Source organism: Streptomyces sp. NBC_00237 (genome assembly GCF_026342435.1).
Taxonomy (GTDB): Bacteria; Actinomycetota; Actinomycetes; order Streptomycetales; family Streptomycetaceae; genus Streptomyces.
This window is the reverse complement of record NZ_JAPEMT010000001.1, coordinates 345,079-360,351: the sequence shown is the minus strand read 5'-3', so window position 1 is coordinate 360,351 and position 15,273 is coordinate 345,079. Positions and strand designations below refer to the sequence as shown.

Annotated in this window: 16 protein-coding genes; 8 read left to right on the top strand and 8 right to left on the bottom strand. The window is 70.6% G+C overall.

Translation table 11 applies throughout. The features are described from left to right. Positions 1–19: 19 nt before the first annotated feature. Together OG897_RS01415 and OG897_RS01410 are read right to left on the bottom strand one after the other, a co-directional pair. Positions 20–628: a TetR/AcrR family transcriptional regulator gene (locus OG897_RS01415; protein WP_266652043.1), complete on the bottom strand. Its 609-nt coding sequence runs from the start codon at positions 626–628 to the stop codon at positions 20–22. Next, positions 625–2,151: a 3-hydroxyacyl-CoA dehydrogenase gene (locus OG897_RS01410; RefSeq protein ID WP_266652042.1), complete on the bottom strand. Its 1,527-nt coding sequence runs from the start codon at positions 2,149–2,151 to the stop codon at positions 625–627. Before OG897_RS01410 ends, OG897_RS01415 begins: the two co-directional genes overlap by 4 nt. A 194-nt stretch (positions 2,152–2,345) precedes the next feature. Here OG897_RS01410 and paaN point away from each other — a divergent pair, with 194 nt between their 5' ends. Beyond that, entirely contained in the window at positions 2,346–4,049 is a 1,704-nt protein-coding gene (paaN, locus tag OG897_RS01405) for a phenylacetic acid degradation protein PaaN (RefSeq protein ID WP_266652041.1), read from the top strand. Positions 4,050–4,126: 77 nt separating this feature from the next. On the opposite strand, the gene OG897_RS01400 is transcribed toward paaN, so the two are convergent. Genes OG897_RS01400 through OG897_RS01390 form a run of 3 tightly spaced genes read right to left on the bottom strand, consistent with a single transcriptional unit; the run spans position 4,127 to position 6,938 of the window. After that, positions 4,127–4,819: a TrmH family RNA methyltransferase gene (locus OG897_RS01400; RefSeq protein WP_266656484.1), complete on the bottom strand. Its 693-nt coding sequence runs from the start codon at positions 4,817–4,819 to the stop codon at positions 4,127–4,129. Between the two features lie 41 nt (positions 4,820–4,860). Next, positions 4,861–6,075: an HTTM domain-containing protein gene (locus OG897_RS01395; RefSeq protein WP_266652039.1), complete on the bottom strand. Its 1,215-nt coding sequence runs from the start codon at positions 6,073–6,075 to the stop codon at positions 4,861–4,863. A 41-nt stretch (positions 6,076–6,116) separates the two neighbouring features. Next, complete coding sequence (locus tag OG897_RS01390) at positions 6,117–6,938, bottom strand: DUF5819 family protein (RefSeq protein ID WP_266652037.1); 822 nt, start codon at positions 6,936–6,938, stop codon at positions 6,117–6,119. A gap of 169 nt (positions 6,939–7,107) precedes the next feature. On the opposite strand from OG897_RS01390, the gene paaA reads away from it, so the two are divergent. The 6 genes from paaA to OG897_RS01360 all read left to right on the top strand — a co-directional run bounded on the left by paaA (position 7,108) and on the right by OG897_RS01360 (position 11,958). Beyond that, positions 7,108–8,055 carry a 1,2-phenylacetyl-CoA epoxidase subunit PaaA gene (gene paaA, locus OG897_RS01385; RefSeq protein ID WP_266652035.1) on the top strand — a complete coding sequence of 316 codons (948 nt, stop codon included), beginning with the start codon at positions 7,108–7,110 and terminating at the stop codon, positions 8,053–8,055. Further along, entirely contained in the window at positions 8,052–8,351 is a 300-nt protein-coding gene (gene paaB / locus OG897_RS01380; protein ID WP_266652033.1) for a 1,2-phenylacetyl-CoA epoxidase subunit PaaB, read from the top strand. Before paaA ends, paaB begins: the two co-directional genes overlap by 4 nt. Beyond that, on the top strand, positions 8,348–9,070 hold the full coding sequence (gene paaC, locus OG897_RS01375; RefSeq protein WP_266652031.1) for a 1,2-phenylacetyl-CoA epoxidase subunit PaaC: 723 nt from the start codon (positions 8,348–8,350) through the stop codon (positions 9,068–9,070). The genes paaB and paaC overlap by 4 nt, the downstream gene beginning before the upstream one ends. Beyond that, entirely contained in the window at positions 9,064–9,591 is a 528-nt protein-coding gene (gene paaD, locus OG897_RS01370) for a 1,2-phenylacetyl-CoA epoxidase subunit PaaD (protein ID WP_266652029.1), read from the top strand. Before paaC ends, paaD begins: the two co-directional genes overlap by 7 nt. Then, on the top strand, positions 9,592–10,656 hold the full coding sequence (locus OG897_RS01365) for a 2Fe-2S iron-sulfur cluster-binding protein (RefSeq protein ID WP_266652027.1): 1,065 nt from the start codon (positions 9,592–9,594) through the stop codon (positions 10,654–10,656). 165 nt (positions 10,657–10,821) lie between these two features. Beyond that, positions 10,822–11,958 carry an acyl-CoA dehydrogenase family protein gene (locus tag OG897_RS01360; protein WP_266652025.1) on the top strand — a complete coding sequence of 379 codons (1,137 nt, stop codon included), beginning with the start codon at positions 10,822–10,824 and terminating at the stop codon, positions 11,956–11,958. Between the two features lie 39 nt (positions 11,959–11,997). On the opposite strand, the gene OG897_RS01355 is transcribed toward OG897_RS01360, so the two are convergent. From OG897_RS01355 to OG897_RS01345, 3 genes are all read right to left on the bottom strand, one after another. Next, positions 11,998–12,342 carry a rhodanese-like domain-containing protein gene (locus OG897_RS01355; protein WP_266652023.1) on the bottom strand — a complete coding sequence of 115 codons (345 nt, stop codon included), beginning with the start codon at positions 12,340–12,342 and terminating at the stop codon, positions 11,998–12,000. An 89-nt stretch (positions 12,343–12,431) separates the two neighbouring features. Further along, a complete protein-coding gene (locus OG897_RS01350; protein ID WP_266652021.1) occupies positions 12,432–13,277 on the bottom strand; it encodes a hypothetical protein in 846 nt (281 codons plus the stop codon). Positions 13,278–13,374: 97 nt separating this feature from the next. After that, on the bottom strand, positions 13,375–14,838 hold the full coding sequence (locus OG897_RS01345) for a DUF2252 domain-containing protein (protein WP_266652019.1): 1,464 nt from the start codon (positions 14,836–14,838) through the stop codon (positions 13,375–13,377). A 173-nt stretch (positions 14,839–15,011) separates the two neighbouring features. On the opposite strand from OG897_RS01345, the gene OG897_RS01340 reads away from it, so the two are divergent. Beyond that, a complete protein-coding gene (locus tag OG897_RS01340; protein ID WP_266656482.1) occupies positions 15,012–15,254 on the top strand; it encodes a hypothetical protein in 243 nt (80 codons plus the stop codon). The last annotated feature ends 19 nt before the right edge of the window (positions 15,255–15,273 follow it).

The window sequence follows — 15,273 nt, the reverse complement described above, 5'->3', positions numbered from 1 at the left end:
GGTGGAAGAGTCGGACCCTTCAGTCCGTACGCAGCCCGTCGAAGGCCATCCGTACGACGGTGTCCACCAGCTGCTCCTGCTCCGCGGCCCCGTCGGGATGCGGCCGGTACCACTCCACCAGCGAGTTGATCATCCCGAAGAGCAGCCGCGTCGCCAGCCGGATGTCCACGTCGGCCCGCAGGTCCCCGTCGGCGGCCGCCGCCTTCAGCAGGTCCGCGACCTGCTGGTCGAACTCGCGCCGCCGCTCCAGCGCCCACCGCTCCGTCTGGGTGTTTCCGCGCACCCTCAGGAGGAGGGTCACGTACGGCAGTTCCGCCATCAGCACCTCGACGGTGCGCCGCGTGACGTGTTCGACGCGCTCGATGGCCCGCCCGCTCTGTGCCCTCGGCTCCTCCAGAGCGGCGAACAGCCCGTCCAGCGCCCTGCTGACCGCACGCCGCAGCAGCTCCTCCTTGCCGGAGACGTGGTGGTAGATGGACGACTTGGAGATCCCGGCCGCCTTGGAGAGGTGCTCCATGGACGTGCCGTCGTAGCCGCGCTCGTTGAAGACGCTCACCGCCACGGCGAGCAGCGTCTCCGGGGTGTACGTGTCCCGCTTGGCCGCGCCCTGACGGTCCGTGGTGGTCATCCCGTGCCCTCCTCTGCGACCGTGTCCGCCTGGTCGGCGTACCCCTGCCGGTAGTGCGCGAGCGACGGGGCGTAGCGCCCGGTCGGGCAGCGCTGGTGCAGGGCGGTGAGCAGGTCGAAGGACCAGTCGCCGGTGAGTTCGCGGCCCCATTCGAGCGGCCCGCGCGGGTAGTTCACACCCAGGCGCATCGCCGTGTCGATGTCACCAGGGGTGGCGACACCCTTCGCGACGGCGTCCAGCGCCAGGTCGACGAGCATCGCGACAGTGCGCGCGACGATCATTCCGGGTACGTCGCCGATGACGCTGACGTCCTTGCCGAGCGCCTGGAAGAGCCCGATCGCCTCTTTGAGGGTGACCTCGGAGACGTCCGCGGAGGCCGCGAGGGCGATGCGGGTGGCGGACCGGTAGTCGAGGGCGAGGTCGAAGTAGACGACGTCGTCGTACTCCACGGAGGTGTGCCCGTCGACGGGGGCGAGCTGACCGCCACTGGGGAGCCCGATGTACGGGCCGCCCGACACCAGCCGCTTGACCTCGATGCCGTCCGCCTCGTCCAGCATCGCGAGCACCTCGGCGGCGGGCCCGAAGTCACCCGTGACGGTGACGTGCGCGGGCGCCTGCTCCGGCGGTGCGGTGTTCGGTTGCGGCTTCGCGCTGCCGTCCGCGTACGGGAACCAGCCGTGTCCCGTCTTGCGGCCGAGCCGCCCGGACTCCACCAGGCGGCGCTGCGGCAGCGACGGCACGAACTTGGGGCTCTGGTGGAACGCCTCCCACACCGAACGGGAGACGGCCTCGTTGACGTCCTGGCCGATCAGGTCGGTCAGCTCGAAGGGGCCCATCCGGAAGCCCCCGGACTCGCGCAGCACGGCGTCGATGGTGGCCGGGTCGGCGGCCTGCTCCTCGTACACCGCGAAGGCTTCGGCGTAGAAGGGGCGGGCGATCCGGTTGACCAGGAAGCCGGGGGTGTCGGCGCAGCGCACGGGCGTCTTCCCCCAGGCGAGCGCGGTGTCGTACGCGCGCGTGGCGGCGTCGGCGTCCGTCGCGAAGCCGCTGACGACCTCCACGAGGGGGAGCAGGGGCGCGGGATTGAAGAAGTGCATGCCGACGAAGCGCCCCGGATGCTTCAAAGCACCCGCGACGGCGGTGACGGACAGCGAGGACGTGTTCGTGGCGAGCAGACAGTCCGCGGAGACGAGCTCCTCAAGGGAGCGGAACAGCTGCTGCTTGACCGGAAGCTGTTCAACGACCGCCTCGACGACGAGCGCGGCGTCCGAGAGATCCCGCAGGTCGTACGCCGGATACAGCCGCAGGAGCGCCTCATCGGCCTCCGCACGACCCAGCCGCCCCTTCTCCACCAGGCGCTCCACCCGGGAACGTACGGAGGCGTCCGCAGCGGTGGTCTGCTGGGCGTCCACGTCGAAGAGACGGACGGGGTGCCCGGCGAGGAGGGCGACCTGGGCGATGCCCTGCCCCATGGTCCCGGCCCCGACGACGGCGACGGTGCGGGCGCGCTCGATTGCTGTCATGCGGCCAATCCTCCAGGACGGGTTATCCACAGGTTTACGTCGGCCCCCTTGTCCCGACCGATCGTTCGGTTACTCTAACCGTGTCCGACCGTCACAGCCCAGCCCGAGCGCGGTCCACGCCCAGCCCGAGCGCAGTCCGCACCCACCCCGAGCCCAGCTCGACAGCCCATCTCGACGAGGAGTTGGTCCGCGCAATGCAGTCGCCCCAGAAGCTGACGCAGCTGACCGAGACCCACCGGCCCACACTCGACCAGGCCCTCGACGCGATCCGCACGCGCGCCTACTGGTCCCCGCACCCCGAGCACCCCAAGGCGTACGGCGAGAGCGCGGCGGCCGACGGCCTCGCGGCGTTCGAAGCGCTGAAGAACACCCGCTTCGAGCTGGACGGCCAGCCGGGCACCGACGGCTGGGTGGGCGGCTCCGCCTCCGACGGCGGCGAAGTCTCCCCGTACGGTCCCGAGCTGGGCGTCTCGTACCCGCACGCCGACATCGACGTCCTGCTGCCCGCCATGCGCGCCGGCATGGGCGCCTGGCGCGACGCGGGCCCCGAGGCGCGCGCCGTGGTCTGTCTGGAGATCCTGGCCAGGATCAACGCCCGCACGCACGAGTTCGCGCACGCGGTCATGCACACCAGCGGCCAGGCATTCATGATGGCGCTCCAGGCGGGCGGCCCGCACGCCCAGGACCGCGGCCTGGAAGCGGTGGCGTACGCCTACGTCGAGCAGACCCGCGTGCCCGCCGCCGCCGACTGGTCGAAGCCGCAGGGCAAGCGCGACCCGCTCAACCTGTCGAAGGCGTTCACGGCAGTCCCGCGCGGCATCGCGCTGCTCATCGGCTGCAACACCTTCCCCACCTGGAACGGCTATCCGGGCCTGTTCGCCTCGCTGGCCACCGGCAACCCGGTCCTGGTCAAGCCGCACCCGCGCGCGGTGCTGCCGCTCGCCATGACGGTGAAGGTCGCCCGCGAGGTCCTCGCCGAGGCGGGCTTCGACCCCAACCTGGTGGCGCTGGCCGCCGAGCGCCCCGGCGAGGGCATCGCCAAGACGCTCGCCACCCGCCCCGAGATCAAGATCATCGACTACACGGGGTCGACGGCGTTCGGCGACTGGCTGGAGGCCAACGCCCGCCAGGCGCAGGTCTACACGGAGAAGGCCGGCGTCAACACGGTGCTCGTCGACTCCACCGACGACTACAAGGGCATGCTCTCCAACCTGGCGTTCTCGCTGTCCCTCTACAGCGGCCAGATGTGCACCACCCCGCAGAACTTCCTCATCCCCCGCGAGGGCATCACCACCGACGCGGGCGCCAAGTCGTACGACGAGGTGGTCGGCGACCTCGCGAAGTCGGTCGGCGGCCTGCTCGGCGACGACGCCCGTGCGAACGCCTTGCTGGGCGCGCTGGTCAACCCGGACGTGAAGGCCCGTCTGGAGGCCGCGGCCGGACTCGGTGAAGTCGCCCTCCCCTCACGGGAGATCGCCAACCCCGACTTCCCCGACGCGACGGTCCGTACGCCCGTCATCGTCAAACTGGACGGCGCGAAGCCGGACGCTGAGGCGGCCTACCTCTCGGAGTGCTTCGGCCCGGTGTCCTTCGCCGTCGCCATGGACTCCACGGCCGACGCGGTCGAGCTGCTGCGCCGTACGGTCCGCGACAAGGGCGCCATGACGGTCGGCGCGTACACGACGTCCAACGAGGTGGAGAGGGCCGTCGAGGAGGTCTGCCTGGAGGAGTCCGCGCAGCTCTCGCTGAACCTGACGGGCGGGGTGTACGTCAACCAGACCGCCGCGTTCTCCGACTTCCACGGTTCCGGCGGCAACCCGGCCGCGAACGCCGCACTGTGCGACGGCGCGTTCGTGGCCAACCGCTTCCGGACGGTGGAGGTACGCCGCCAGGCGTGACGGCGACGTACCGGACAAACGGATGCCGCGGTGCGCACCCCCAACGCGGACCGCGGCATTCCCCGCCCCTCAAGGGCCTACGACGGCTCCGGCACGTCCGCGTACCGCTGCACCCAGGCGTGCATCGCGATGGCCGCCGCGGCCCCCGCGTTGATCGACCGCGTCGACCCGAACTGCGCGATCGAGCACACCATCGACGCGTGCGCCCGCGCCTCCTCGGTGAGCCCGGGTCCCTCCTGCCCGAACAGCAGCACACACCGCTCGGGCAGCACCGTCCGCTCCAGGGGGACCGCCCCCGGCAGGTTGTCGATACCGATGATCGGCAGGCCCTCGGCCGCCGCCCACGCGGTCAGCGACTCGGTGTCCGGGTGGTGGCGCACGTGCTGGTAGCGGTCGGTGACCATGGCCCCGCGCCGGTTCCAGCGACGCCGCCCCACGATGTGGATCTCCTTCGCGAGGAAGGCGTTCGCGGTACGCACCACGGACCCGATGTTGAAGTCGTGGCCCCAGTTCTCCACGGCCACGTGGAAGTCGTGCCGCCGGGTGTCCAGGTCGGCGACGATCGCCTCCCGCGTCCAGTACCGGTACGGATCGACGACATTGCGCCGGTCGCCGTGCGCGAGCAGCTCGGGGTCGTACCGCTCACTCTCGGGCCAGGGCTCGGGGTGCGGGCCGACACCGATCTCGCTGCCGAATCCGTCGTCGTACTGGACGGGCTCCTGGGCGGGCTCCTGGGCGGGCTCCTGGGCGGCCTCCGGAACGGCCTCCAGGACGGGCTCTTCGACCGGAACCACCGGAATGTTCTCGCTGCTCACCCCACGAGCGTACGGGGCTGCTCCTGACCCTCCGGACGCCGCTCGGGCACCTTGCCCCTGCCCGGCGACGGGCGCAGCACCCGGTCCCGTACCCGCGTGGCCCGCCCGCCCAGCCACACCAGGAACACGGTCGGCAGGAACACCGCGTCCGCGGCGATCATCGCCATCGAGAAGAACGGCAGTCCCAGCAGCACCGCGATGCTCGCGTGCTCCACGATCATCAGCGCCAGCAGGACGTTCTTCACCCGCCGGTTGAACAGCGTGAACGGGAACGCGACCTGCACGATCACCGTGCCGTACGTCACCAGCATCACCATCGTGCCGTGCGAGGACAGCAGCTCGGACAGCCACGGCCACGGCGTGAAGTAGTCCAGGTGCAGCGGGTAGTAGATCGCGGTGCCGTCCTGCCAGCGCGAGCCCTGCACCTTGTACCAGCCGGCCGTCGCGTAGACGAAGCAGACCTCGGCCATGATGATCAGCAGACCGGCGTTGTGGACGAGGTTCGAAAGGACGTCCGCCAGCCGCCTCGGCTCACCGTCCGCGTACCGGCAGACGGCCCACCACAAGAGGTGCGTGAGCAGCAGCGCCCAGAAGACCAGGGCCCAGCCCCAGCTCAGCAGCCCCAGGAAGGTGACCGCCGCGAGGGCGACACCGAGCACCGTCCACAGTGCGGGCCCCACCCGGTCCCGTACGACAGCGGCGACCGCGCCACCGGCGGCCTTCACCCGTCGCGCGTCCAGCGACCACACCTGGCCGCAGCGGGTGAGCACCAGGTACATCGCCATCAGATGGATGACGTTGTCGCCGCCGTCGCCCATGAAGACGCTGCGGTTCATCAGCGACAGCACGCCGATCATGAACAGCACGGACGTCGTACGGGTGCGCCAGCCCACCATCAGCAGTGCGCTGGAGACGATCGCGAGGACGTACACGAGCTCGAACCACAGGGTGCTGTCGGTCCACAACAGCACGGTGAACGCGCCGTTGTCAGCGACGAGCTCCCGGCCCATGTCCCAGCCCCACGGGCCTTCGGGCCCGTACAGCTCGTGCCGGTGCGGCAGCTCGCGCAGCAGGAACAGCAGCCAGGTCCCGGCGAAGCCGATGCGTACGACAGCCGTCTGGTACGGGCCGAGGGCTGCGGCGGTGACGCGCTGGACACCCCGCTGGAGATGATGCTGCGCCGTGCCGAGGAACCTTGTGGCGGTACTCATACGGTCGCCACTCACCTGGTCACCGCTCACCCGGTCGCCACTCACCTGGTCACTCCCGCCTCGTCGGCGACCTTCGTCAGGTCCGCCTGCTTCACCGTCCACCAGGGCAGCGTCCGGTACACGGGCGTGGTGGAGATCTTCTCCGTGCTCCACGGCGGAGGCTTCACCGAGGTCGTGGTCGAACGGGCCTGGATGCGGACGACCTTGCCGCCCATGTCGAGGGCGGACATCCGCTCCAGCAGGATCCGCCGGACGTAGCGCGCGGAGACGTCCCCGCGCATGCCCAGCGACTCGTTCTTGTCGTTGTGCCAGTTGGTGTAGAAGTCCCAGCCTCGGCGCAGCTCGTTCTGGTCGGTGTGGCTGGGGAGCACGCTGCCGCGGATCTCCTCGGCGTCCTTCGCGGAGAAGTCGATCCACTCGGTGATGCGCCACTGGCCGCTCTGGGTGCGGATCTGGGCGCGGGCCTGGACGGCGACGTTCTGCTGGAGCGGGTTGGGCGCGAAGAGCTTCCAGTTCTGCTCGAACTCGGGGTTGATCCAGCTGTTCACCGTCTCGCTGTGCTCTTTGGACAGCGTGTTCGCCGGGGTGACGTGCAGGAACACCATGCCGAGGTGGACGAGCGCGGTGACGCCGACCAGGGCGAGGGCGAGGGCCGCGACGACCTGGGACGGGAAGGACAGCCCGGCGATGCCGGGGGTCTCGGCGGGCGGGGCCGCGTCGGCGTTCTCGGACTGCGGGACATCCGGCATCCGGGGGGATTCCAGGGCCGGGAAGGGGGCCGGGGTGGCGAGGGCCGCCGGGGTCGCGTCGCCGCCCGGGGCCTCGTCCTCGCCGCCCAGGGCCTTGTCGTCGTACGAATCCATCCCGCCCCGATCAGCACGCGTCGGCCAGTTGTCCACAGAGGTTGACACCCTACGGGCCGCCGCCCCACCATTGAAGTCAACGAACCGAACGATCGGTCGGTAGGTGGCACAGGGGGCCAGGATGACGGCAGTGACGGAAGGGCAGACCCACCCCGCGAAGGAGGAATCGATGCCGGACCCGCAAACGGTGTTCGACGCGGCCGTCGCGGCCGACGAGCGCATCGAGCCGCGCGACTGGATGCCGGACGCCTACCGCGCTTCCCTGGTCCGCCAGATCGCCCAGCACGCGCACTCCGAAATCATCGGCATGCAACCGGAAGCCAACTGGATCACCCGCGCACCCTCGCTGCGCCGCAAGGCGATCCTCATGGCCAAGGTCCAGGACGAAGCGGGCCACGGCCTGTACCTCTACAGCGCCGCCGAGACGCTCGGCACCAGCCGCGAAGAGCTCCTCGACAAACTGCACGCCGGCCGCCAGAAGTACTCGTCGATCTTCAACTACCCCACCCTGACCTGGGCCGACGTCGGCGCGATCGGCTGGCTCGTGGACGGCGCAGCGATCACCAACCAGGTACCGATCTGCCGCTGCTCCTACGGCCCGTACGCCCGCGCGATGGTCCGCATCTGCAAGGAGGAGTCCTTCCACCAGAGGCAGGGCTTCGAATCGCTCCTCGCCCTCTCCCAGGGCACCCCGGAACAGCACGCCATGGCGCAGGACGCGGTGAACCGCTGGTGGTGGCCGTCCCTGATGATGTTCGGCCCGCCCGACGACGAGTCCTCGCACTCCGCGCAGTCCATGGAGTGGAAGATCAAACGGCACTCCAACGACGAACTGCGCCAGCGCTTCGTCGACATCGCCGCCCCACAGGCGAAGGCCCTCGGCCTCACCCTCCCCGACCCGGACCTGAAGTGGAACGAGGAGCGCGGCCAGCACGACTTCGGCGCCATCGACTGGGCCGAGTTCTGGGACGTCCTCAAGGGCAACGGCCCCTGCAACGAACAGCGCATCACCCAGCGCCGCCGCGCGCACGAAGAAGGCGCCTGGGTCCGGGACGCGGCAGCGGCGTACGCGACCAAGCAACGCGAGCACGACGAGCACAAGGGGGAAGTCGCATGACCGGCACGGACAACCACCACGACTGGCCGCTGTGGGAGGTCTTCGTGCGCTCCCGCCGCGGACTGTCCCACACCCACGCGGGCAGCCTGCATGCCCCCGACGCCGCAATGGCCCTGCGCAACGCCCGCGACCTCTACACCCGCAGGTCCGAAGGCGTCTCCCTCTGGGTCGTACCGTCCGCCCAGATCACCGCCTCGTCCCCCGACGAGAAGGACTCCTTCTTCGAACCGTCCGGCGACAAGCCCTACCGCCACCCCACCTTCTACGAGATCCCGGACGGAGTGAAGCACCTGTGACCGCCGCCGCTGTCGCGCACACCGCCGCCCTCGCCCTCGGCGACGACGCACTCGTCCTCTCCCACCGCCTGGGGGAGTGGGCGGGCCACGCCCCCGTACTCGAAGAAGAAGTCGCCCTCGCCAACATCGCACTCGACCTCCTCGGTCAGGCCCGCATCCTGCTCTCCCTCGTCGGCGACGAGGACGAACTCGCCTACCTCCGCGAAGAACGCGCCTTCCGCAACCTCCAGCTCACCGAGCAGCCGAACGGCGACTTCGCCCACACCATCGCCCGCCAGCTCTACTTCTCCACCTACCAGCACCTGCTGTACGGCCAACTGGCCGCCGGTGAAGGACCGTTCGCACCCCTCGCCGCGAAAGCAGTCAAAGAGACCGCGTACCACCGCGACCACGCCGAGCAGTGGACGCTGCGCCTGGGCGACGGCACCGAGGAGAGCCACGGCCGGATGCAGCGCGCGGTGGACGCCCTGTGGCGCTTCACCGGAGAGCCGTTCCAGCCCGTCGAGGGCCTCGACGCCGACCAGGAGACCCTGGAAGCACAGTGGCTCACCTCCGTGACGTCCGTACTGGAGCGGGCCACGCTCACCGTGCCCGAAGGGCCCCGCACCGGGGCATGGGCGGCGGGCGCGGGCCGACAGGGCCTGCACACCGAGTCCTTCGGCCGGATGATCGCCGAAATGCAGCACCTGCACCGCAGCCACCCGGGGGCGACATGGTGACGGAACAGGACACCCCCCTGGAGACCGAGCTGCGCCGACTGGCGGGAACGGTCCCCGATCCCGAACTCCCCGTGCTCACCCTCGAAGAACTGGGCGTGCTGCGCGCGGTACACGTGACAGGACCCGGCCGGGTCGAGGTCGACCTGACCCCCACGTACACCGGCTGCCCCGCGATCGAGGCCATGTCCGCGGACATCGAGCGGATACTCCACGAGAGCGGCGGCATGACCGAGGTGACCGTGCGCACCGTGCTCGCCCCGGCCTGGTCCACGGACGACATCAGCGACGAAGGCCGCCGCAAACTGGCCGAGTTCGGCATCGCACCGCCACGCGCCACCCGCGACGTCAGCGGCCCCCTGGGGGCGGCCTCCGGACCGATACCCCTCTCCCTCGCGATCCGCTGCCCGAACTGCGGCTCCGTCGACACGGAACTGCTCAGCCGGTTCTCCTCCACCGCGTGCAAGGCGCTGCGCCGCTGCGTGGCCTGCCGCGAACCCTTCGACCACTTCAAGGAGTTGTAGATGCCGTTCCACCCGCTCCGGGTCCGGGGCATCGAGCGGCTCACCGACGATGCGGTGGCCGTCACCCTCGCGGTGCCGCCCGAGCTGCGCGAAACCTTCCGGCACGTGCCCGGCCAGCACCTGGCCCTGCGCCGGATCGTGGACGGCCAGGAGATCCGGCGCACCTACTCGATCTGCGCCCCCGCAGCCGCAGCCCCCGACGAACCGGTGCTGCGCGTCGGCATCCGACTCGTCGACGGCGGCGCGTACTCCACGTACGCGCTGAAGGAACTGCTGGTCGGAGACACTGTCGAGGCGATGCCGCCGACCGGCAGGTTCGTCCTGGAGCCCCGCGACGGATACTTCGCGGCGGTCGTCGGCGGCAGTGGCATCACCCCGGTGCTGTCGATCGTGACGACGTTGCTCACCCGCCGCCCGGACGCCCGGTTCTGCCTGATCCGCAGCGACCGCACGGCGGCCTCCACGATGTTCCTGGAGGAGATCGCCGACCTCAAGGACCGCTTCCCCGACCGGTTCCAGCTGGTCACGGCGCTCTCGCGGGAGGAGCAGCAGTCGGGCCTGCCGTCGGGACGACTCGACGAGGAACGGCTGACCGGGCTGCTCCCCGCGCTGCTTCCCGTCGCCGACATCGACGGCTGGTACCTGTGCGGACCGCTCGGCCTCGTCCAAGGTGCCGAGCGCGCGCTGCGGGGACTCGGGGTCGGCCGGGACCGCATCCACGAGGAGATCTTCCACGTCGACGACGGAGCCACGTCCGCCGCACCGGCCGCGGCCGTGCCCACCGCGGTGGGCGGAACCCTGACCGCGACCCTCGACGGCCGCTCCGGAACCTGGCCCGTACAGGACGGCGAATCCCTGCTGGAGACGGTGCTACGGGCGCGTGCCGACGCTCCGTACGCCTGCAAGGGCGGGGTCTGCGGAACCTGCCGGGCCTTCCTGGTCCGCGGCGAGGTCCGCATGGACCGCAACTACGCGCTGGAGGAGGAAGAGACGGACGCGGGCTACGTCCTGGCCTGCCAGTCGCATCCGGCCACCGGAGAAGTGGAGCTGGACTTCGACCGCTGAACCGTGAGGTCCGCACCCCGAGCGGCCCGCGCCCCGAGCTTGGGCGGCCCGAGCCCCGAGCCTTGAACGGCCCGCGCCATTCCCTTCCTGTAGAACGTGTTCTATCTTGACGCACCGTCAGACATCCGGACATCAGTGCGCGCACGGGTACGGGAGGGCAAGGCAGTGGACTTCACCTTCACCGAGGAGCAGCAGGCGGCCGCCGAGGCGGCACGGGCCGTCTTCGCCGGAGTGGCACCGGACGCGGTACCGAGCCCGGCGCTCACCACGGGCGCCGTCGCCGCCGACTTCGACCGCCCGCTGTGGGCGAAGCTGGCCGCCGCCGATCTGCTGAGCCTGCTGCTGACGGAGGAACACGGGGGAGCGGGCCTGGACCCGCTCGCCCTCTGCCTCGTCCTGCGCGAATCCGCTAAGGTCCTCGCCCGGGTCCCCCTGCTGGAGACCAGCGCGGTCGCCCTGGCCGTACAGCGGTACGGGGACAAGGACCTGACCGGCGACATCCTCCCCCGTACCGGGCGCGGCGAACTGGTCCTCACCGCCGCCGCACACGGACGCACCGGCCACGACCCGGCCCAACTCGCCGTCACCGCGAGGCAGTCGGACACTTCCTCCTGGACGCTGAACGGCGTACAGACCGCAGTCCCGTGGGCGCAGCACGCCGACCTGATCGCGATACCCGCTCACACCGGGGACGGCCGCGCCGTACTCGCCCTGATCCCCCGCGACCGTACCGGCGTGACCCTCTCCGACCAGATCTCCACCAGCGGCGAACTCCTCGCCGAGGTCCACCTGGACGCCGTACGCGCCGCACCGCACGAGGTGATCACCGACCCGGCGGCGTGGGAATGGCTGCACGCCCTCCTCACCACCGGCACCTGTGCCCAGGCCCTCGGCCTCGGCGAACGCGTCCTCGACATGTCCGCCGCCTACACCTCGCAGCGCGAGCAGTTCGGCCATCCCGTCGCCACGTTCCAGGCCGTCGCCGTCCAGACCGCGGACCGCTACATCGACCTGCGCGCCATGGAAGCCACCCTCTGGCAGGCCGCCTGGCGACTGAGCACCGGCGCGGAAGGGGCACTTCCACTCGCCGCGGACATCGCGGTCGCGAAGATCTGGGCGTCGGACGGCGTCCGCCGCACCGTGCAAACGGCACAGCACCTGCACGGCGGCTTCGGTGCCGACACGGACTACCCGCTCCACCGCTACCACGCCTGGGCCAAGCAACTGGAACTCAGCCTCGGCCCGGCCGCCGCCCACGAGGAAACCCTCGGCGACCTGCTGGCCGCCCACCCCCTGGCCTGACAGCCCTCAGCACCTTCCAGCCCTCAGGCCCTCAGGCCCTCACAGTACGAACGCGGGGGCGTCGCCGTCGGCGACCATCGGCCGACCGGCGCCGTCCCACGCCAGCATTCCGCCTTCGATGTTCACCGCTTCGATGCCCTGCTGCACGAGGTACTGGGTGACCTGAGCGGACCGCCCGCCGACCCGGCACATCACATGCGCGCGGCGGCCGTCCGCCACCGCCTCGGTGACCTCGCCGAACCGGGCGACGAAATCACTCATCGGCACGTGGAGCGCGCCCTCGACGTGCCCCGCGGACCACTCGTCGGCCTCCCGGACGTCCAGTACGAGGCCGTCAGCCGGTACCGACGCGACGTCCACCGAGGGCATCGAGGCGAAATTCATGGTTCAAGCCTTCTCTCGTACGCACACCACTACAGGTCACTCACCACATGCGGTGAGAGGCCGCCCGCGACCCCCACCGCCCCGGAACGCTACTGCACCCACCGGGCGAGCTCGGCCTCCCGCTCGGAGACCTGTGCGAGCAGCTGCTCGGCGATCTCGTCCAGCAGCCGGTCCGGGTCCTCCGGCGCCATCCGCAGCATCGACCCGATGGCACCCTCTTCCAGATCCCGGGCGACGACGGTCAACAGTTCCTTCCGCTGCGACAGCCACTCCAGCCTGGCGTACAGCTCCTCGCTCGCGCTGAGCCGCACCTCGGGCACAGGGCCTGCCGCCCACTCCTCCGCCAGCTCCCGCAGCAGTCCCTCGTCACCCCGCGCGTAAGCGGCGTTCACGCGGGTCAGGAACTCCTCCCGGCGCGTCCGCTCCTGCTCCTCCCGCGCCAGATCGGGATGAGCCTTCCGCACCAGCTCGCGATACAGCTTCCGCGCCTCTTCACTGGGCCGCACCCGCTCCGGCGGCCGCACCGGCTGATCGGTCAGCATCGCCGCAGCCTCCGGCGACAGGCCGTCGGAGTCCATCCAGTCGTGGAACAGCTCCTCTACCCCCGGCATCGGCATGACCAGCGCGCGCAGCTCCTGCGCCTTCGCCAGATCCTCCGGATCCCCGGTCCGCCCCGCCTTCGCCTCCGCGATCTGCGCATCGAGCTCGTCGAGCCGCGAGTACATCGGCCCCAGCTTCTGATGGTGCAGCCGCGAGAAGTTCTCGACCTCGATCCGGAAGGTCTCCACGGCGATCTCGAACTCGATCAGGGCCTGCTCGGCGGCCCCCACCGCCTTCTCCAACCGCGCCTCCGGCCGCTCACCGGCCGCACCCGCACCGGACCGTACGTCGTCTTCATTCGGGGTAACCGGTCCCCCGGCGGCATCCTGAGTCACCCGTCCAGCCTACGGTCCCTGCCACCCTGCGCTCTCTCCAGCTCCAGCAGGGGGGCTCCCCCCTCCCCCCCCCAGCCCCCCCCTCACCCCACCCCCCTCACACCCCCATCTCCCCCTCGATCCGCCCACTCCTCACCGCAGCCACCAGTTCCGCGTGGTCCGCCTCCGTGCGGTCCGCGTAGGTGACGGCGAAGTCGGCGACCGCGTCGTCGAACTCCTCGTTCTTTCCGCAGTAGCCCGCGACGAGCCCCGGGTCGGCGCTGTGCGCGTGCGCCCTGGCGAGCAGGGCTCCGGTCATCCGCCCGTAGTCGTCGACCTGGTCCGCTTCCAGGGCCGCCGGGTCCACACTCCCCTTCCTGTTCCTGAACTGCCGCACCTGGAAGGGCAGTCCTTCGACCGTGCACCAGCCGAGCAGGATGTCGCTGACGACCTGCATCCGCTTCTGCCCGAGCACCACCCGTCGCCCCTCGTGCACCGACTCCGGTATCTCGAATCCGGCCTTCGGCAGGTACGGGGTGAGGGCGGAGGCGCGCGCCTCCTTCACCTGGAGCACCAACGGCTCGCCCCGGTGGTCGAGCAGCAGCACCACGTACGACCGGGTGCCGACGCTTCCGGTGCCCACCACCCGGAACGCCACGTCGTGTATCGCATACCGGGCCAGCAGTGGCAGCCGGTCTTCGGCGACGGTCCCCAGGTACTCGCCGAGCGCGGTGGCTACTGCGGCCGCCTCCTCATCGGCCACCCTGCGCAGCACCGGCGGCGCGTCCACGAACCTCCGGCCGCCGTCCTGCGTCACCTCGGTGGACCGGGCCGCGAACCGGGCGCTGGTGTTCTTGCGGGCCTTCTCCGAGACCCGTTCCAGCGTGCCCAGCAGGTCGCGGGCGTCGGTATGCGAGACGAGTTCCTCGTCGGCTATCGCGTTCCACGCGTCCGCCGCGGGCATCTTCGCCATCAGCCGCATGGTCCGCCGGTACGCGCCGACCGCGTCGAAGGCCCCTCGACGGCAGGTGTCCTCGTCCGCCCCGGCCTCGCGTCCGGCGAGTACCAGCGAGGCCGCGAGCCGCTTGACGTCCCACTCCCACGGTCCGACGACCGTCTCGTCGAAGTCGTTGAGGTCGATGACCAGTCGGTTCCTGGCGTCACCGTAGAGGCCGAAGTTCGCCGCGTGCGCGTCTCCGCATATCTGGGCGGCGACCCCGGTGACAGGAGTGCCCGCCAAGTCGTGCGCCATGAGTCCCGCCGAACCGCGCAAGAAGGAGAAGGGGCTCGCGGCCATACGCCCCACACGTATGGGCGTCAGCGACGTGACCCGCCCCCGGTTGGACTCCTTGACGGCCCGCACCGCGTCCGGCCGCCCCGCGTCGAGGACCAGCGTGCGGTGCTCGGCTCGCGGCACCTTCACCCGCAGAGCTTTTCCCTCCGCCTTGCGCGACTCCGCCGTGCCCGAGCCCGCTTTGCCCGAGCCCGCTTTGTCGGACACCGATCGCGTGCCCCGCCTCGCGAAGCCCTCGACCACCGGAATCCGCCCGGCTTCCCCTGTTTCCGCTGCTTCGTTCGTCATGCACCGTCCCCCCGCTCCGTACCGCTGCACGAGCCGCTTCCTGCGGCTCTGCATCAACTCCCCACGACCGTAGCGCCGTTGTCGATCCCCTGCTCAGACACCCTGTGGATAACCGAGAACTCATATGAAGAACGGCCCCGGAGTAGATCCGGGGCCGTTCTCACACGCTCGGGCTGGGCAGATCTCGGACGCCGAGTGCCGTCGACACCAACGAACGCGAACTGACGGCCTTTGCCCGCCGGGCCCGCGCCACCACCGCCCGGCTCCACCCGGACCTGCCCCTGGTCTCGTACACACTGCTCGCGCACATCCACGACCAGCAGGGCTGCCGCGCCACCGACCTCGCAGACTGGAGCGAGGACGACCTCAGCCGCTTCGCCTCGTGCCTGCTCCGCTACAACAACAGCCGCACCTGAGCGCGCACCACCTCAAAGA